Genomic DNA, 18,012 nt, shown 5'->3' on the forward strand with positions numbered 1-18,012 from the left:
AGTTAAATCTCGTCAACAGACGAGGACTCGAACCGCGCGGAAATGTTGATGCCCAACTCTTCAGCGGCACGGAACGCTTCATCGTCCGTGTCGCGCAGGTTGACCGTTGAACCGTCGGCCGAAAGAACTTCGACGTTGAGGCACAGCGACTGCATTTCCTTGATAAGAACCTTGAAGCTCTCGGGGATACCGGGCTCCTGAATGTTCTCGCCCTTAACGATGGCTTCGTATACCTTGACGCGACCGAGGATGTCATCCGACTTGATCGTCAGAAGCTCCTGCAGAGCGTATGCGGCACCATAGGCCTCGAGTGCCCACACTTCCATCTCACCGAAGCGCTGTCCACCGAACTGAGCCTTACCACCGAGTGGCTGCTGAGTAATCATGGAGTACGGACCGGTTGAACGAGCGTGGATCTTGTCGTCAACGAGGTGGTGCAGCTTGAGGATGTACATGTAACCGACTGAAACGGGAGCCGGGAACGGCTCACCCGAACGACCATCGAACAGCGGGGTCTTACCCGTGTGGTCGATGAGACGAACGCCGTCACGAGTAGGAGTCGTGGAGTCAAGAAGACCCGCGATTTCCTCTTCGTACGCACCGTCGAATACAGGGGTAGCAACCTTGGTTCCTGGTGCAGCGCTGAACGCTTCCTCAGGAAGGTTCTTCGCCCACTCCGGCTTGCCTTCAACTTCCCAACCCTGCTTCGCAACCCAACCGAGGTGAGTTTCGAGTACCTGGCCGAAGTTCATTCGACCGGGGATACCGAGCGGGTTCAGGATGATGTCGACCGGGGTTCCATCGGCCAAGAACGGCATGTCTTCGACAGGCAGAATCTTGGAGATAACACCCTTGTTGCCGTGACGACCAGCGAGCTTGTCACCTTCGGTGATCTTGCGCTTCTGGGCGATGTACACAACAACACGCTGGTTGACACCAGAGCCGAGCTCGTCATCGTTGTCTGCGGAGAATTCCTTGACAGCAATGATTGTGCCCTGCTCACCGTGGGGAACCTTCAGCGAGGTGTCGCGAACTTCGCGGCTCTTCTCGTTGAAGATGGCACGGAGCAAGCGCTCTTCAGCCGAAAGCTCAGTCTCACCCTTAGGCGTGACCTTGCCGACGAGGATGTCGCCTGGACGAACCTCAGCACCGATACGGATGATTCCACGCTCGTCGAGGTCAGCCAAAAGTTCTGGGCTGACGTTCGGCAGATCGCGCGTGATCTCTTCCTTACCGAGCTTGGTGTCGCGAGCATCCACTTCGTATTCTTCGATGTGGATCGACGACAGTACGTCATCCTTGACCAGGTTCTGGCTCAGGATGATCGCGTCCTCGAAGTTGTGACCCTCCCACGGCATGAATGCCACGAGGAGGTTCTTTCCGAGGGCGAGCTCGCCGTTCTCGGTTGCAGGACCATCAGCGATGACCTGACCGACTTCGACGCGCTCTCCAGCGCTAACGATGACACGGTGGTTGTAGCTCGTGCCCTGGTTAGAGCGGTCGAACTTGCGCAGGAAGTATTCCTGCGTTCCGCCCTCATCGAGCTGAACAACAACGACGTCTGCTGAAACCTCAGAGACAACACCGGCCTTGAGCGTGGTGACGACGTCACCAGAGTCAATTGCGGCGAAGGCTTCCATACCGGTTCCAACAAGCGGGCTCTCGCTGCGCAGCAGCGGGACAGCCTGACGCTGCATGTTGGCACCCATGAGTGCGCGGTTTGCATCGTCGTGCTCGAGGAAGGGGATGATCGAGGTCGCTACCGACACCATCTGGCGCGGCGAGACATCCATGTAGGCAATGTCTTCAACGGGAACGAGGTCAACCTCGCCACCCTTCTTACGTGCAAGCACGCGAGGCTCAGCGAATTTCATGTCCTTCGTGAGCGGTGCGTTTGCCTGCGCGACGATGTAGTCGTCTTCGTCGCTTGCAGTCAGGTAGTCGATGGTCGTCGAAACAACGCCGTCAATGAGGCGACGGTACGGGGTCTCGATGAAACCGAATGCGTTAATACGTGCGAACGATGCGAGCGAACCAATCAGACCAATGTTGGGGCCTTCAGGAGTCTCAATCGGGCACATACGGCCGTAGTGAGAGGGGTGAACGTCTCGAACTTCAACACCAGCGCGCTCACGGCTCAAACCACCTGGGCCCAGCGCCGAAAGGCGACGCTTGTGGGTCAGTCCCGCGAGCGGGTTGTTCTGGTCCATGAACTGCGAGAGCTGCGACGTTCCGAAGAACTCCTTGATCGCGGCGACGACGGGGCGCACGTTGATCAGAGTCTGCGGGGTGATCGCTTCGATGTCCTGTGTGGTCATGCGCTCGCGAACAACACGCTCCATACGGCTGAGGCCGGTACGAACCTGGTTCTGGATGAGCTCACCAACAGCACGGATACGACGGTTGCCGAAGTGGTCGATGTCGTCAATGTCGAGACGAACGGCAACCTTCTTGCCATCGCGGACGCCCTTAACACTGGCTACACCGCTGTCGCTTACCGAAACGTTGGGTGCCGAAGTGTCGTGAAGCGAAACCATGTACTTGATGGTCGCGATGATGTCTTCAACGGTGAGCACCGACTCTTTAATGTCAGTGTCGAGACCGAGCTTGCGGTTGATCTTGTAACGACCAACCTTCGCGAGGTCATAGCGCTTGGAGTTGAAGTAGAAGTTGTCAAGAAGCGCACGTGCGGCTTCAGCAGCAACCTGCTCGCCGGGGCGAAGCTTGCGGTAGATGTCCTTGAGGGCCTCTTCCTTGGTAAGGATGTTGTCCTTCTCCAAGGTGGCTTCGATCGACGGGAAGCCCTTGAACTCCTCGAGGATCTCTTCGCTGGACAGGCCGAGGGCCTTCAGGAAGACCGTGACCGACTGCTTGCGCTTGCGGTCGATGCGAACGCCGACCTGGTCGCGCTTGTCAATCTCGAACTCAAGCCAAGCACCACGGCTCGGGATGATGCGAGCCGAGTAGATGTCCTTGTCGGACAGCTTCTCTGGCTGGCGGTCGAAGTACACACCAGGCGAACGGACGAGCTGCGAAACAACTACGCGCTCGGTTCCGTTGATGATGAAGGTACCGCGAGCGGTCATGAGGGGGAAGTCGCCCATGAAAACGGTCTGAGTCTTGATTTCACCGGTGAGGTGATTCATGAACTCAGCGTTTACGTAGAGAGGCGCAGCGAAAGTCTTGCCGCGCTCCTTGCACTCGTCAATCGAGTACTTGGGTTCTTCAAGCTCAGGATCAGTGAACGACAGTTGCATCGTCTCGCCGAGGTCTTCAATCGGTGAAATCTCTTCAAAGATTTCATCGAGACCACTACGAGTCGGCAGATCGGTACGACCGGCGGCAACACCGTCAGTTACACGGTTCTTCCAGATGTCGTTTCCGACGAGCCAATCAAAGCTCTCGGTCTGCAAGGCGAGCAGATCGGGAACCGTGAGCGTGTCAGTGATTTTTGCGAAAGAAAGCCGCGAAGCTGAGCGGCCGTTTTTCGGGGACTTATTGGTGGACGCATCGCGCGCAGCAGCCAAGGAACAACCTCCGTGAACCCCGTCGGGTTCGTCTGTCAAGATAATTGACGGTCGGTAATGAAATGCTCACCAGAAACACCCCGCCGCTATACTCGGGGCACCCAGCTGTCCGCAATATGACCGCTTAATTTGTCTGGGAGCGCAAGGATCTACTATAAGCCTCGATGCCGCGCCGTGTCCACTCGATTCTTGACCTAAATCGCAAATTCGACTAGGGGTTTGCTGTGAGTCCCGCCGCACGCTTCTTCGCGGCCATCGCCCCGAAGGCTTCCCAGATGAGCCGATGAGCGTTATTGACGGTGATGTCCGCGTGGTCATAGGCCGGCGCGACCTCCATGACATCGAAACCAACGACATCCGTTTCGAGCACAATCTGGCGGATGATGCGCAGCAAATCAATGGGCGCGAAGCCACCGGGCTCGGGCGTTCCTGTCGCCGGCGCGAAGCCGGGATCGAGCACATCGATGTCAATCGAGATATAGACCTTGGATGCTCGAGCCTTCGCCGCCGCAATAATCTCAGGAATCATCTCCTTGACGCCGCGCTCCCAAAACTCTTGCATCATGAAGTGCTTGAGGCCGTTGTCGCGCATCCATTTCTGATCTTCTTCACCTGGCCAGTAGCCGCGCAGCCCGACCTGCAAGAAGTTGGGACCGGGGATGGCGCCCGATTCAATGAGACGACGCATCGGGGTTCCGTGGCTGGCGAGGTTGCCCTCGAGGATGTTCGCTGTATCGGCGTGCGCATCGAAATGAATCATGACCACATTGCCAAAACCATGATGCTCGGCAACCGCAGTGGCTGCCGGCCACGTGATGGAGTGATCTCCGCCAATAATGAACGGGATGATGCCACGACTGGCAACTTCAGAGACGCGATCGAAAATGGCCGCCCTCGATAGCTCCCACATTCCGTGACTCGTGATGGCATCCCCGTAGTCAACAACGTTGAGGTGGTCGAAGATCTCGACGCCAAGATCGAGGTGATAGGTGCCGGGGTCGTAGGCGCTGGCGCGCAGAGCACGAGGCCCGAAGCGGGCACCGGGGCGGTTCGTGGTGCTGTCATCCCAGGGTGCGCCAACCACAGCGACATCGGGCCGCCACGAATCCAACTGCTCTGGCTCACTCAACATGGGCCGCATACCAAAGGTGGCCGGCCCCACATAAGACTGCGCGTTCAATTGCGCTTGCAAGTGGGGAGGAAGTTCGCGGTTCACATCAGCCATGGTTCACCGTACCGCGCACCACCCTCAGCGCTCTCGATCGTGGCTGCATGTCGAACCGGAGTGTGGCAAAGTCAATGCCATGGCCGAGCACCCCAGCACCACCCTGAAACTAAGCGGCCACTATGCAGAAATTGCACCAGACAAGTGGATAGACGGCGCGTACACCCTCACCGTTGATGGCACCCCGCAATCCCACGTCAACATGGATGACCCGAGCGAGCTGTTCTTCGAATATGTGCAGCGCATGGGACACGTCATCGACCAGCTCTCCGAACCGGGTGCCCCGATCACCGCCGTCCACCTCGGCGGCGGTGCCCTCACCCTTCCCCGCTATGTCGAGGCCACGCGCCCAGGCTCACGCCAACAGGTCGTGGAGCTGGAATCGGATCTCGTGGACTTTGTTCGCAAGGAACTCCCGTGGTCGAAGCGGGCATCCATCCGCGTTCGTCACGGCGATGCGCGTGAAGTGCTGGCAAAGTTTCCGGCCGGGATGCGCGGCGCTGTTGATCTTCTTGTCGTCGACGTCTTCAGCGGAGCCCGCACGCCAGCGCACGTCACGAGCATCGAGTTCTATACCGAAGCAATGACGCTGCTCGCGCCCGACGGCATCGTCGTCGTCAATGTTGCCGATGGCCCAGGGCTCGCTTTTGCTCGCAGCCAGGCCGCCACGCTCAAGCACACGGTCGGTCATGTCGCGGCGCTGGCCGAGACCCAAATCCTCAAAGGACGCCGCTTCGGCAATATTGTGCTCGTGGGGTCGCCATCCGCACTCCCCCTGCATTGGATGCCGCGCCTGCTTGCGAGCGGCCCGCACCCCTCGAAAGTGATCGCCGGGGTCGAACTTTTGGACTTTATTGGCAGCTCCCCGGTGGTCACAGACGCCACTGCGGTGAAATCTCCCCCTCCCGCGAAAAGTATTTTTCAGGTCAAACCGGGTAGAGGATAGACAGATCTGTCCCCTTGTACCCCGATTGTTTCGATACTTTCGGGGTACAACGCTTGTACCCTTTCCGCGGGTTTTGACGAACATCCGTGCAAAATCGGGGTATTTCGTCCCCCAAACGGGATCGTCTAGTCCCCCATGGTGCGGACAAGGGTTGCCCCCCATTACTGGGGCCTGTCCTCCATAGTGCGGACATGTAGGTTCGTCTTAGGAAGTTGAGCGTGAGCCCAAAAAACTCGCGTTTGCTCAGTCCGAGATGCAGGAACCCGAAACCAGCACACAGCTTCTGATAACCCGAACTACCCGAACCACACTCGTCCCGGCCTGCTTTGCTGCGCCGCGAAAGGAAATCATGAACAAGCTCGTCAAAGGCTCAATCGCAGGTGCAGCAGGAATCGCTCTTCTCCTCGGCGGTGCAGGAACCCTCGCTACGTGGAACTCGTCAGTAACCGTCGCTTCGCCCGGCAGCATCGCCGCCGGCACACTCGACATCGCAGCCGGTAGCGGCTCGACCGACGGCTGGAAGCTCGGCACCGCATCGACCGTAGCGTCGCCCGCCAGCTTCAAGATCGTTCCCGGTGACACTGTCACCTACACCAAGACCTTCAACGTGACCGCGACCGGCGACAACCTCGCCGCTACCGCCGCACTGGGTTCGACCGCGATCACCGCAGCCAGCTCATCCGCAGCAGACGGCGCTCTTGCAGCAGCACTCACCAAGTCCGCCGTCTTCACGGTCAACGGAGCATCCACCTCAAGCGTCGTTGCAGCCACTGGCACGCAGCCCGTCGTGGTCACCGTCACCATCACGTACCCGAAGAGCGCTACTGCCGGAGCCGAGAACACCTCGAAGCTCGGCGCGGTATCGCTCAGCGGCTTCACCATCACGCTCACGCAAAACTAGTTTTACCCTGCGGGGTGTGCGGCCTGGGGGGACGCACACCCGGCAATCCTCTTCACATTTCATAGCAAGTTTCTCTCATCGAAAGGCGGTGCACCATGAACTCTTCAACAGTTCGCGGCTCGCACCGCCTTGACATGGTTAACGGTCGCCACCAGCGCCGTGCAGCATCGCCCCTCGCCATCTTCGGCGGAGGAACTCTTGGCGTCGTGAAAGCACTCGCCGTGCTCACCATCGCCGTGTCACTAGGCCTGGTCGGCACCGGCGGAACCTACGCCTACCTCAACTCGTCAGTCACGACGACGCCCGGTTCGACCATCAGCGCCGGAACAGCAGCGCTCACCGTCGGCAACCAAACGCTGAACTGGTCGGCGCTCGCGCCCGGCAAGTCAGTCACCGGCACCTTCACCATCACCAACACGGGTGACGTGCCCCTCGTACTTTCCGCCGCTATTGCTGCCACAGCAACGGGTTCCTCAACGACGAACCCGTTCACGATCTCTGTCGCCAACAGCGCGTGCCCCACCTCAGGAGCTCCTACGGGAACGCTGAGCAGCACGCTCGCCGCCGGCGCCTCCACGAGTGCCTGCCTCGTCGTCACCCTTCCCGCTAACGCTCCCGCAAGCGCCCAGTCGACTAACGTTGCCATCACCGCAACGATTTCGGGGGTTCAGCCGTGATCCGCACAGGAGTAAGCGCCGCACACGCGGGCTACCGCGGCATGAAGCGCTCAACTCGGATGTCGATCATCGCGGGCGTTGCCGTCTTCCTCACCCTCGTTTCTGGGGTGAGCTTCGCAGCCTGGACCGCGTCATCCACCAAAACCGCCACCGCCGCCACTGGCGCAGTGGCATTGACAAGCGCCACTACCGCCGGCGCTTCGACCATCACGGCACTGGGACCGTACACCTACACTGCCACCAATCAGACGGTGGCCAAGCCAATCACGGTGCGCAACACGGGCTCGGTAGACGCCTCCGTCACCAGCGTGACCATCTCTCGCACCGGCACTCTAGCGGGCAACCAAGTTGCCGTGAAGTTCTGGGTCGGCACGAGCTCCGCCTGTGCGGCAACGACGCCCGTGGTGTCATCCACACTCGCCGGCGGCACCGTCTCGCTGAGCACTCTCAACATCAGCCTCGCGTCAACCGGCAGCGCGATCCTCTGCACCTCAACGACCTTCACAGGTTCAATGACCACCCAGGCCGGCCTGACGACCACCGCGACCTACGCGATTAACTCGAGCGCCGGAACCAACTGGAACACTACCGACTCGCTCTCAGCCGCCAACCGGTCGTTCACTCAAGACATCTTCAAGACCACGGTCCCGAATCAACCCACCAACATTCAGTGCACCAACGGCTCCGACTCCAACAACGTCACGCTGGCGTGGACTACGCCGTCAGGCTTCACAACCCCGAACGGCGGGTACAACATTTACTACAACGGTTCGCTCATCGGTAACGTCACGACGACGACCGTGGGCCTTACCGGTAGCGGCGTCTCTGGAACTGTCACCATCCGCGCCGTCGCTAGCGATGGCACTGAATCTCTCGATTCCTCCGAGGTTCCGCTCGAACCGCGTTCGTACAACCGGTGGGGCCAAGGCTCGGGTCTCGCATGCGGCTAGGACTTCGCCGGGCATCCGGCCTCGCAGTACTAGTAGCCCTGGGCGTCGCTCTCGGGGCAACTCCCGCGAGCGCCGCGACCGGCGTTGGAGTGGTTGAAGTTAGCGATGATGGCGTCTCGTTCGCCCGCACCTACCCTGGTGTGATCTTCGACAGCATCGCACTCTTGAGCCCCGGTGACAGCCAAAGTGACATCGTGTACGTGCGCAACACCGGCACCGCCGCGGGCTTCCTCCGCGTCACGATGCAAGATGTGTCCTACTCGGATGCCACCTTTGCGAACGCGCTCAGCGTGACAACAAGTACTCCCAGCAATGCGGGCTCAGCCCACGCCATCAGCGGAGCCTCGCCCTGCCTCGTGACCAACGAGGGCGTGACCATTGCCGCCGGACAGACCGTGCCCGTGACCGCAACTCTCGCCCTCGGCAACTTGACTGGCTCGCAAGGTCAAGGAGCGACGGCATCCGTATCGCTGCGGTTCACCCTCTCGGATACGACGCCGGGAACTTTGCCTGCAACGCAGTGCGAAAACTCAGGCTCGACAGTTCCGGTGGTTCCCACCGTTCCCGGGCCAACGAACGGAACCGGTACAACAGCGACGGGAGCCGGAAGCTCATCAACGCTGCCTATCCCCACTCCGAGCCCCAGCCCTGCGATAGCCGACACTGCGGACGGCACGGCGTCAGGCCTCACCCCCACTTTTCCCACCTCATTCAACCTTGACCCCAACTCGTGGCGGCTCTACCAGGAGTACCTTGTACTGATCCTGTTCTTGGCCGCGCTGATCGGCGCCGGCATTTCGTGGCTCGTCGGTCGTCGCTCACGAAAGGAGACTGACGATGTCTAAGATTTCGACGCGTGCAGACGCTCGCAACAACGTCACAGACGATGAAAAATCGCACGGAGTTCTCTACTACCTCGGCATGGGTATTAGCGGAGGACTATTCGCCTTGGTGTTACTCGTCGGCGCCCTCGTCATCATCATCCCCAACCTCGCAGGCGCGCAGCCCCTCACCGTGCTGACAAGCTCGATGGAACCGAGCCTTCCCCCGGGAACGCTCATCGTCGTCAAGCCCATCGACACCAACGAGATCATTGTCGGGGACGTGATCACCTACCAAATCGAGTCGGGCAAAGCCGGTGTGATCACGCACCGCGTCACCGCAATCACCAACTCGAGCGATGGCAGCCGCACCTTCACGTTGCAGGGCGACAACAACGACGTCGCCGACGAACTGCAAGTACTGCCCGTTCAGGTGCAGGGCAAGCTTTGGTATAGCGTCCCGTGGATTGGTTACGTCAGCAATTTCGTGAACGGCAACGCCAAGACCTGGCTTGTTCCCGTCATCGCTATTGCCCTCTTCGTCTATGCCGGATTCATGATCACCAGCGGCATCATCTCGAGCGCCCGCAAGCGCAAGCGTCGCCGGGCGCGAGCTCAGCGCGAAGCTGATCGGGCGGCATCCATCGAAGCAGCAACTGACGCGGATGCGGTCGAGCCGGTCGATAACCGCGTGCGGTTGGGCTAGAACTTTTCGATTAGCCTCAACAGGTGGCTGAACTTTCCCGAGTGCGCGTGTGGGCTGATGCGCTCATCCGATTGCACTTGGATGACAGCTGGCAGTTCACCTTCGACAACGCCAAGACGCGCGCGGGGCTCTGCAACTACACGCACAAACGCATCTCCGTGTCCCGGTATCTGGCTGCGCGGTACGAGGATGACGAGATCCACCAAATCCTGCTGCATGAGATTGCGCACGCAATGGCTGGGCCCGGTGCCGGCCATGGAGCGCAGTGGAAAGCCGTCGCCAAAGAGCTCGGCTATGAGGGCAAACGCCTGCACGGCGGAGCCATCGCCGATGAGTTCGCACCCTGGGTTGGCACCTGCCCGGCAGGCCACCAACACTTTCGTTACCGCAAACCGACTAGGCCTCTCGCGTGTGGACTGTGTTCGCGTCGTTTCAGCACAGCCAACCGCATCGAGTGGGTGCACCGGGTTGTGTCACGACCGCGAGGGTAGCCGCGAGCGCACCCGGTCACGGGGTGTCTCGTAACCGGCGATAATGGTTAGGTGCATCATCCCGAAACCGCGTCCCCTATTGGCATGCCCGCAGCCAGCCCCACGCCTACGCCTACGAGCGAGAACGCTGGCGGCGCGACCGGGCAATGGTTTACGTCGCGCACGTCACGTCAGTGGTGGTTCGATTCTGGCGCCCGCGCGCTCGACTTCGCCTACACCGGTGCGATGGGCAACAATCCCGCGTGGGAGCGCCTGCACACCCCAGCCGACCTCGCGACGTGGCTTGAGGGCCGCTTCGAAGCCTGCGATGGCACCGTCACCGATCGTGACCTCACCGATGCGAAGGGCCTACGCGAAGCGATTGCGTCGATCGCCACCACGCTGAGCGTGAACGGTGAGCCTGACTCGAAGCAGATCGACATCATCAACCTGTTCGCGGCGACACCGGATGTTCCCCCGCGGCTAGCGGGAGGAAACCTGCAGGCAGGCCGCACGCGCGTTCGCACCGGCCAGGCCCTTGCGACGATGGCGCGTGAAGCCGTCTTCTTGTTTGGCGACGAGCAGCACGAGCGGATTCGGGAGTGCGCTGCCGATGACTGCGCTCTCGTCTTCTACGACGAGTCACGCTCCAATAACCGTCGGTGGTGCTCGATGCAGCGCTGCGGTAACCGCGCAAAAGTGCGCAGTCACCGTGCCCGCACTGCGGCACGCTAACTGCGCACTAGAGAAAGTCGTCGATTAGTCGACGAACTGAACCTCTTTCCAGAAGGTGACGTAGTTGGAGAAGTCTTTGCCGACGCGCTCTGCTGCGCCGGGGAGGATGTTGGGGTAGCTGAACGCACGGTCTTGGTACTGCTGGCCGTTGGCGCTGACGACGAAGTACTGGCAGTCACCCTTCCACGGGCAGTGGTACGGGGTGGGGCTCTTCTCGAGCAGTTCGTGGTTCACGCTGGCCGGCGGGAAGTACCAGTTGCCCTCAATCTTGAGGAGATCTTCCTTGGGTGCTTCTGCGATGACGGTGTCGCCGATTACTGCCTTCATACTGTCCTCCATTAAGTCGGTGTTGGTCAGAACAACGCTCGAGGAGCAAGCGTCATTCCCGAACGATGGCAAACCTGGCTGCACCGTTGCTGACAATGGCCTCATCGAGGGCGCCGCGTCCGGCATCCAGAATCAGTTGCTGACCTGCTGTGCTCGCCGACAAAAGGTGGTTGTGGGCAGACTTGAGCCCGGTAAACGCTGCGACAGCGGATGCCGCTTCCGGAGAAATGTAGTCAATGCCGGCATCGGCGAGAGCATCTACGATCGCACCCGCCGCCAGGAGGTCGTCGACGGAGAACCCGCCGTGCGCGTTTCCGGCAGCGATAACGGCGACGGTGAAGCGGTCACCTTTGAGTTCTTGTTGCGCGATGACCCATTCGGCGACGGCCGTGGCGGCCCCGGTGCCGGCGCTGAGAATCGAGAATGTTCCGGGCAACTCGGGGGCCGGCGTGGAACCGTCGGCGAGAGCATCCGCCCACACAACAACGTCGGCTCCGGCGCTCAGCTCGAGCGCTTGGGCGCGACCGAAGCCAAAGCGAACCTGGTACTGGGGTTGGGTGCGGGGATCGTTCACTTCTTGAGGCTAAACGCGGCGGTCGTCTCGGTCACGTTGGGTTACAGAATGTGACATCAGACGCCGACGGGCGGATGCTGACTGCCGGCTGCTGACTGCCGCATCGCACAACGGCGAGATCACGCAGCTATTCACCAGCGTTCGGAGCCCCGCCCGGCACCACCGCGACCTTGCCCCTGCCATGACTGGAGGCGATCTGGTCGATCGCGTCAACGACTCCGTCGAGCCCGACAACGCGTTCGATTGCGGGAACGAGCTCGCCAGAAGCGAGCAACTCGGCGAGGTAGGTGAGGTCGTCGGGCGTGGGTGCAGCAGTGAACTGGCGGAACGAGACATCCGACCCCTTGAAGGCCCGGCCCATGCGCATGAGGTGGAAGACGGGGCCAACCCACCGGTTAGTCATGGGGCCGCTGACGCCCACGAAACGGGCACCGGGAGCGAGGATGGTGCGCATCTCGACTGCGGTTCGATTGCCCATGAGGTCGAACACGACGTCGTACTGGCCGCCGACCGCGATGTAGTCCTCGGTTTCGTAGTCGACGACTCGAGTCGCACCGAGAGCTAGCGATTGCTCGGCGTTGCGGCCGCTGCAGACCGCCGTGATCTCCGTTGCGCCGAGAATGCGGGCGAGCTGAACGGCAAAGGTGCCCACCCCACCCGCGGCACCATTGATGAGCACGCGATCGCCGGGCTGCACTGCGCCTTCGCGTCGCAATCCTTGCAGCGCAGTGAGGCCAGCGACCGGCGTTGCCCCGGCCGCCACGAAGTCGACGCCCTCGGGCAGAGTCACACAGTTTTTAGCGCTCACGGCGGCGTACTCGGCGAAGGCTCCGCCGGCTGCCTCGCCAAAGACAGCGTCTCCGATCGCGAAGCCGGTGACGTCGTCACCGACCGCAACGACGCGGCCAGCGACATCCGCTCCCGGACTGAGACGCTTCGGTTTGCGCAACCCCATCACGAGCCTCACAAAGAGCGGGGTGCCACTCAGCAGGCGCCAATCGAGTGCGTTGGCGGAGGAGCCCAAGACCCGCACAAGCAGCTTTCCCGGCGCGACACTGGGAGTCGGAATGGTCTCGATCGCGAGCACATCTGTATCGCCATAGCGCCGAGCAGTCACCGCCGTCATTGTCTCGGGAATAGGCACTGCGGTGCTCGAGTTCGAGCTCGCGTGCGGAGGAATAGACATCAAGGCTCCTGCCGAATCGGTGCGCACAGCTTACTGCTCACGCTCGCCTGCGTGCTCTTTTACGTTCCACTCTGGATTCCTGATTCACACAGGAGGACACTATGACTATGCGCGTTCTACTGAAGCTCGTACTCGATTGTGACCCCGACGACGCGTGGCGTGCCATCCGCAGCCCGCACGTTTTTCAGGAAGTTTCGGCTCCGCTGACGACCTTCAACTCGTTAGAGGTCGGAGGATTTCCTGAATTGTGGGAGGCGGGCGAGCATCCGGTCAACATGTCGGCCTTAGGGCTCTTCACTGTTGGCCAGCAAGTGATCGACATATCGTTCATCGAGACACCCGATGGGGTTCGCCTCGTGCGCGATAGTGGTCGTGGGCTCAGCGGCCCTCTCGCTCTCGTCACCGAGTGGGAACACACGATGGCTGTCAGCCCCGCTCCCGGCGGAAAAACTCTGTACCGCGATCAACTGATCTTCAGCGCCGGCATTGTCACTCCCCTTCTGTGGCCGCTCTATTGGGCCTTCTGGCAGTGGCGGGGTGCAGCGCTTCAGCGCTTGGCACCAACGTGGAGTTGGGGCACAACAAGAAGAAGTAATCTCAACCTTTAGGTTGACCGTTGTGGCTTCAGCCGTCGGCGTGAGCCGAATCGTGGGCGCGAAAGGAACACGCGGTGCCTCGACTGCGGCGGAGCAATACAACAGGGCGCGGCTATTCGCGTGTGCGATCAGGGCGAGGGTTTAGCTACCGCGACCCTGATGGCGCAACGGTAACCGAGGCCGATCTCAAGGAACGTTTCGCCTCCCTCGGCATCCCGCCAGCCTGGACCGACGTGTGGATTTGCCCGTACGAGAACGGCCATGTTCTCGCCACCGGCTTCGACGAAGCGGGCCGCCGCCAGTACATCTATCACCCCGCCTGGCGTGAGCGTCAAGATCGCGTGAAGTTCGATCGCGCCCTCGAACTGGCGGCGGTCTTGCCCGGCGCCCGCGGTGTCGTCACTCGCACTCTGCGCTCGAGCGACGATCCCCGCCAGCGCACTCTCGCTGCCGCCTTCCGGATGCTCGACACCGGCTCCTTGCGGGTTGGCAGCGAACGCTACGCCGAAGAGCACGGCAGCCACGGCCTCTCCACTCTGCTGTGCGACCACGTCACCGTCGTCGGTGACCGCGTGCAGCTCTGCTTTCCCGCCAAGAGCGGTCAGCAGTGGGAAAGTGAAATTGTGGATGCCGACCTCGCCGAATTCATTCGGCGTCGGCTTCGCAGCGCTCCCGATGCGTCGGTTCTCTCCTGGCGGGAAGGCCGCGAGCGCCGGTCTCTGACCGCTGCAGACATCAATGACTACGTTCGCGAGCGCACCGATGGTGACTTCACGGCCAAGGACTTTCGTACACTGCGCGGCACTATTGCGGCGGCATCGAGCTTGGCAGTGAGCGCGGCTGCCGCTGAGGTCCCGGTGCCGAAACGGAGCCAGCGGGCGCGATCGCGCGCAATCCGTGAGGCGATGGAAGCCGCTGCCGACGTGCTCGGCAATACCCCCGCCATCGCGAAGAAGAGTTACGTTGACCCGCGCATCGTTGACCTGTTCTCGGCCGGCGAGACAATCGATCCGCAGCGGTTGGCATCCGCAGAGAGTGAAGTGCGGGCACTGCTGACGCGCACTAAGTAGCGGCCGACATCAAGCTCGCTGTCGGCTGCGAGGGTTAGCCTGAATCTATGACCGCTCTTGAAGTAGCCGACTGGCGCCGCCGCAACTTTGCTCTCTACGCCGCTATCCGTGAGAACCCGGATGCCGCGAGCGCCCACGCCGACTGGCGTGCGGGACGAGATGAGATGTTTGCCACGCATCCAGCTTCGCCGCTATTGCCGGAGGACCTGCGCGGCTTTAAGGGGCTGCCGTTTGAGTCGTACAATCCCGACTGGCGTTTCGAGGCATCCATTGTTCCGGGTGACGGTCGCCGCATGAACGTGGAAACGGGAACGGATGGCGTGGTGCCGTTCGACCTGCTGGGCACGGTCGAGATTGATTCGGTTGGCTCGCTCGATGTGTGGCGCTTGGCGTCCTATGGCGGCGGAATCTTCATCCCCGTGAAGGATGCTCTCTCTCGCGTGAAGGGCGGCACCTACGGTGGTGGCCGCTACCTTCTCGACACCGTCAAGGGCGCCGATCTCGGACCGGGGAGCACGCCAGAGTCACTCGTGCTCGACTTCAACTTTGCGTACAACCCGTCGTGCGCCTATGACCCGGCGTGGGCCTGCCCGCTCGCGCAGGCCGGCAACACTCTGGCTGGGCAAGTGCCGGTAGGCGAGCGCCACTAGGGGCATAACTGCTACGCTGGGGTTACTTGCGAAACAATTGTGTTTCCCTGCGTCGTAGAACGCTTCCCTCTTCTCGCCCACGTCAATCAGAAACGTGCGGCTCGTAGAAAACTTTCTCCGGCGAACTGGAGTAATCCGCGCCGAACGAAAGTTCGAGATCTGACCTGTGTGCCGCACCCGTGCGAAACGCCTGATTGGGTCGGTGTAGATCAGCACTGCCACGTTCAATTCGAACTGTGCCCGTGTGCCTCCGGTGTAACGCCCATCTGTTACTTATGCCTGAAAGGCACCATTACTTTGACTGAACAAACTTTTAGCTCGCTCGGCGTACCCGCCCCGCTGGTTGCAGCCCTTGCAGCTGACGGCAAGACCACGCCGTTCCCCATCCAGCTCGACACCCTGCCTGACACCCTCAACGGTCGCGACGTTCTCGGCCGCGGAAAGACTGGCTCGGGCAAGACCCTCGCCTTCTCCCTTCCGATGGTTGCTCGCCTCGGCGGCAAGCTTTCCGGTGGCAAGCGTCGCCCGGGTCGCCCGCTGGGTCTCGTGCTCGCACCAACCCGTGAGCTCGCCACGCAAATCTCTGCTGTGATCGAACCTCTTGCTGCCGCGTATGGCCTGAACACCACCACGATCTTCGGTGGCGTCAGCCAGAACCGCCAGGTCGCTGCCCTCAAGGCCGGCGTCGACATCGTCGTTGCTTGCCCCGGTCGCCTCGAAGACCTCATGAAGCAGGGCTTCGTGAACCTCGACGCCGTCGAGATCACTGTGCTTGACGAGGCCGACCACATGGCCGACCTTGGCTTCTTGCCCGTCGTCACCCGCATCCTCGACAAGACCCCCAGCGATGGACAGCGGATGCTGTTCAGCGCCACCCTCGACAACGGTGTAGACAAGCTGGTTCGCCGCTTCCTTCACAACGAGGTACTGCACTCGGTTGACGAAGCAAACTCACACGTCTCCGCCATGACCCACCACGTCTTCGAGACTGAGAGCGTCGAATCCAAGCGCGTTCTCATCGAGAAGCTTGCTTCGGGCACCGGCCGCCGCATCCTCTTCATGCGCACCAAGCACCACGCCAAGAAGCTGGCACGCCAGTTGACGGATGCCGGAATCCCCGCCGTTGACCTGCACGGAAACCTCTCGCAGGTTGCCCGTGACCGTAACCTCGCCGCGTTCTCCGCTGGCGACGTGAAGGTGCTTGTCGCTACCGACGTTGCAGCGCGAGGCGTGCACGTCGACAACATTGAGCTGGTCATCCACGTTGACCCGCCCGCCGAGCACAAGGCATACCTGCACCGCAGTGGCCGTACCGCTCGTGCTGGTGAAGAGGGCGACGTTGTCACAATCGTTCTTCCGACCCAGCGCAAAGACACCGCAGCGCTGTTGCGTAAGGCCGCCATCACGGTGACCCCGCAGCACGTCAACGCCAAGTCAGAAGCCGTAGTGGCCCTGACCGGCGAAGTAGCCGAATACGTCAAGCCTGCGCCTCGCGCAGCAGTCCCCGCCCGTGGCCAGTCACAGGGTGGACGCTCGCAGGGTGCAAACGCCCAGCGCAAGCGTTCACGTCGTGACGGCGAAGCCGGATTCTACGAAGGCGAACGCGACGGAGCCCGTGAGGGCGGCCGTGGTGGAGCCGGTGGTCGTGGCGGCAACGGAGGCAACTCTCGTGGTGGCCGTAACGGTGCCGCTCGCGATGGCCAGGCCCGTGATGGCGCTCGCGATGGCGCTCGTGGCGGCCAGCAGCGTAACGATCGTCAGGGCTCCGGCCGTGGCGCCGTCGTTGCCGGTTCAGGCTCAAGCGAACAGCGTTCGACTCAGCAGCCGCGCCAGCAGCAGGCTGAAGCCCCCACGCGTCCGCGTGGCGGCAAGGGCCGCGCTCAGGCCGGAAGCGGACCCGTTCGCGTTGGCCAGGTAGTGCGACCCAACCGTCGTGCTTCGAGCAGCGGGCGCTAAGGCTGAGGCCCAGCGCAACACAGTTTTACCGTCTGAGGGCGGCGAATCTCACCCCGCAATGCTGGGTTGGGGTTCGTCGCCCTTCGGCGTTTAACGGGTGGTGGGGTTCGCGAGTTACGGCAGAACGCCGACGGAAGCGAGGGCTGCGCGCAAGAGTGCTCCGCGGCCGCCTTCCATGTCGGCGGTGACGTCGTCGGAGACCGCTGCGGACGGGCTCAGCCAAGTGAGCTCAAGCGCATCCTGACGCGGCTCGCAGGTGCCCGTAACGGGAACGACGTAGGCCATCGAGACAGCGTGCTGGCGGGGATCCGTGAACTGGCTTTCGCCGGGCCACGGGAAGTATTCAGCGACCATGAACGGGGTCGGGCTCGCTGGCAAAAGCGGGAAGGCCATCGGGCCAAGATCCTTTTCCAGATGACGGAACAGGGCGTCGCGCAACGTCTCGCCAAACATGACACGGCCAGACACGAGAGTACGGGTGATCTCACCATCGTTGCCGCGCACCAAAGTGCCGACCTCCGTGACGCGACCCAGCCCATCCACACGCACCGGAACAGCCTCAACATAGATCAGCGGCAGTCGCCGGCGGGTCTCCGCAAGCTCCTCATCTGAAAGCCAAGACGAGTTGGGATCTGGTGTGCCGACGGAGCTCATGCTCCATTGTCACCCATCGTGCGGGTTTGGCGTGCACTCCA

At 61.6% G+C, this 18,012-nt stretch carries 18 protein-coding genes; 12 read left to right on the plus strand and 6 right to left on the minus strand.

The window, feature by feature from the left end:
* Window positions 1-2: 2 nt before the first annotated feature.
* Entirely contained in the window at window positions 3-3,527 is a 3,525-nt protein-coding gene (gene rpoB / locus I6E81_RS06230; RefSeq protein WP_197106487.1) for a DNA-directed RNA polymerase subunit beta, read from the minus strand.
* A gap of 211 nt (window positions 3,528-3,738) precedes the next feature.
* A complete protein-coding gene (speB, locus tag I6E81_RS06235) occupies window positions 3,739-4,752 on the minus strand; it encodes an agmatinase (protein WP_197106488.1) in 1,014 nt (337 codons plus the stop codon).
* Between the two features lie 79 nt (window positions 4,753-4,831).
* Here speB and I6E81_RS06240 point away from each other — a divergent pair, with 79 nt between their 5' ends.
* From I6E81_RS06240 to I6E81_RS06275, 8 genes are all read left to right on the plus strand, one after another.
* Window positions 4,832-5,698 carry a spermidine synthase gene (locus tag I6E81_RS06240; protein WP_197106489.1) on the plus strand — a complete coding sequence of 289 codons (867 nt, stop codon included), beginning with the start codon at window positions 4,832-4,834 and terminating at the stop codon, window positions 5,696-5,698.
* A gap of 349 nt (window positions 5,699-6,047) precedes the next feature.
* A complete protein-coding gene (locus I6E81_RS06245; RefSeq protein WP_197106490.1) occupies window positions 6,048-6,599 on the plus strand; it encodes an alternate-type signal peptide domain-containing protein in 552 nt (183 codons plus the stop codon).
* Between the two features lie 95 nt (window positions 6,600-6,694).
* Entirely contained in the window at window positions 6,695-7,276 is a 582-nt protein-coding gene (locus I6E81_RS06250) for a TasA family protein (RefSeq protein ID WP_197106491.1), read from the plus strand.
* Window positions 7,273-8,226 (plus strand): hypothetical protein, encoded by a 954-nt coding sequence (locus tag I6E81_RS06255; protein ID WP_197106492.1) that lies wholly within the window; start codon window positions 7,273-7,275, stop codon window positions 8,224-8,226. The genes I6E81_RS06250 and I6E81_RS06255 overlap by 4 nt, the downstream gene beginning before the upstream one ends.
* Entirely contained in the window at window positions 8,217-9,071 is an 855-nt protein-coding gene (locus I6E81_RS06260; RefSeq protein WP_197106493.1) for a hypothetical protein, read from the plus strand. The genes I6E81_RS06255 and I6E81_RS06260 overlap by 10 nt, the downstream gene beginning before the upstream one ends.
* The gene (locus I6E81_RS06265; RefSeq protein WP_197106494.1) at window positions 9,064-9,753 is read left to right on the plus strand and encodes a signal peptidase I; all 690 of its coding nucleotides are present in this window, start codon (window positions 9,064-9,066) and stop codon (window positions 9,751-9,753) included. Before I6E81_RS06260 ends, I6E81_RS06265 begins: the two co-directional genes overlap by 8 nt.
* 23 nt (window positions 9,754-9,776) lie before the next feature.
* Window positions 9,777-10,244, plus strand: coding sequence for a SprT-like domain-containing protein (locus tag I6E81_RS06270; protein ID WP_197106495.1), 468 nt, complete (start codon window positions 9,777-9,779; stop codon window positions 10,242-10,244).
* A gap of 84 nt (window positions 10,245-10,328) precedes the next feature.
* Window positions 10,329-10,958, plus strand: coding sequence for a CGNR zinc finger domain-containing protein (locus I6E81_RS06275; protein ID WP_231603870.1), 630 nt, complete (start codon window positions 10,329-10,331; stop codon window positions 10,956-10,958).
* A gap of 24 nt (window positions 10,959-10,982) precedes the next feature.
* On the opposite strand, the gene I6E81_RS06280 is transcribed toward I6E81_RS06275, so the two are convergent.
* The 3 genes from I6E81_RS06280 to I6E81_RS06290 all read right to left on the minus strand — a co-directional run bounded on the left by I6E81_RS06280 (window position 10,983) and on the right by I6E81_RS06290 (window position 13,045).
* The gene (locus tag I6E81_RS06280) at window positions 10,983-11,285 is read right to left on the minus strand and encodes a DUF427 domain-containing protein (RefSeq protein ID WP_010203891.1); all 303 of its coding nucleotides are present in this window, start codon (window positions 11,283-11,285) and stop codon (window positions 10,983-10,985) included.
* A gap of 52 nt (window positions 11,286-11,337) precedes the next feature.
* Window positions 11,338-11,859 carry a 2-phosphosulfolactate phosphatase gene (locus I6E81_RS06285; protein ID WP_197106497.1) on the minus strand — a complete coding sequence of 174 codons (522 nt, stop codon included), beginning with the start codon at window positions 11,857-11,859 and terminating at the stop codon, window positions 11,338-11,340.
* Between the two features lie 127 nt (window positions 11,860-11,986).
* Window positions 11,987-13,045 carry an NAD(P)-dependent alcohol dehydrogenase gene (locus tag I6E81_RS06290; protein ID WP_197106498.1) on the minus strand — a complete coding sequence of 353 codons (1,059 nt, stop codon included), beginning with the start codon at window positions 13,043-13,045 and terminating at the stop codon, window positions 11,987-11,989.
* Window positions 13,046-13,146: 101 nt separating this feature from the next.
* Here I6E81_RS06290 and I6E81_RS06295 point away from each other — a divergent pair, with 101 nt between their 5' ends.
* The 4 genes from I6E81_RS06295 to I6E81_RS06310 all read left to right on the plus strand — a co-directional run bounded on the left by I6E81_RS06295 (window position 13,147) and on the right by I6E81_RS06310 (window position 17,317).
* Window positions 13,147-13,653, plus strand: a complete 507-nt coding sequence (locus I6E81_RS06295; RefSeq protein WP_231599644.1) for a hypothetical protein — start codon at window positions 13,147-13,149, stop codon at window positions 13,651-13,653.
* Window positions 13,654-13,715: 62 nt separating this feature from the next.
* A complete protein-coding gene (locus I6E81_RS06300) occupies window positions 13,716-14,711 on the plus strand; it encodes a DNA topoisomerase IB (RefSeq protein WP_197106499.1) in 996 nt (331 codons plus the stop codon).
* A gap of 47 nt (window positions 14,712-14,758) precedes the next feature.
* Window positions 14,759-15,361 carry a DUF1684 domain-containing protein gene (locus I6E81_RS06305; RefSeq protein ID WP_197106500.1) on the plus strand — a complete coding sequence of 201 codons (603 nt, stop codon included), beginning with the start codon at window positions 14,759-14,761 and terminating at the stop codon, window positions 15,359-15,361.
* Between the two features lie 297 nt (window positions 15,362-15,658).
* A complete protein-coding gene (locus tag I6E81_RS06310; RefSeq protein WP_197106501.1) occupies window positions 15,659-17,317 on the plus strand; it encodes a DEAD/DEAH box helicase in 1,659 nt (552 codons plus the stop codon).
* A gap of 114 nt (window positions 17,318-17,431) precedes the next feature.
* Here I6E81_RS06310 and I6E81_RS06315 read toward each other — a convergent pair whose 3' ends face one another.
* Window positions 17,432-17,971: an NUDIX hydrolase family protein gene (locus I6E81_RS06315; protein ID WP_197106502.1), complete on the minus strand. Its 540-nt coding sequence runs from the start codon at window positions 17,969-17,971 to the stop codon at window positions 17,432-17,434.
* Between the last annotated feature and the right edge of the window lie 41 nt (window positions 17,972-18,012).

Source organism: Salinibacterium sp. NG22 (assembly GCF_015864925.1).
Taxonomy (GTDB): domain Bacteria; phylum Actinomycetota; class Actinomycetes; order Actinomycetales; family Microbacteriaceae; genus Rhodoglobus.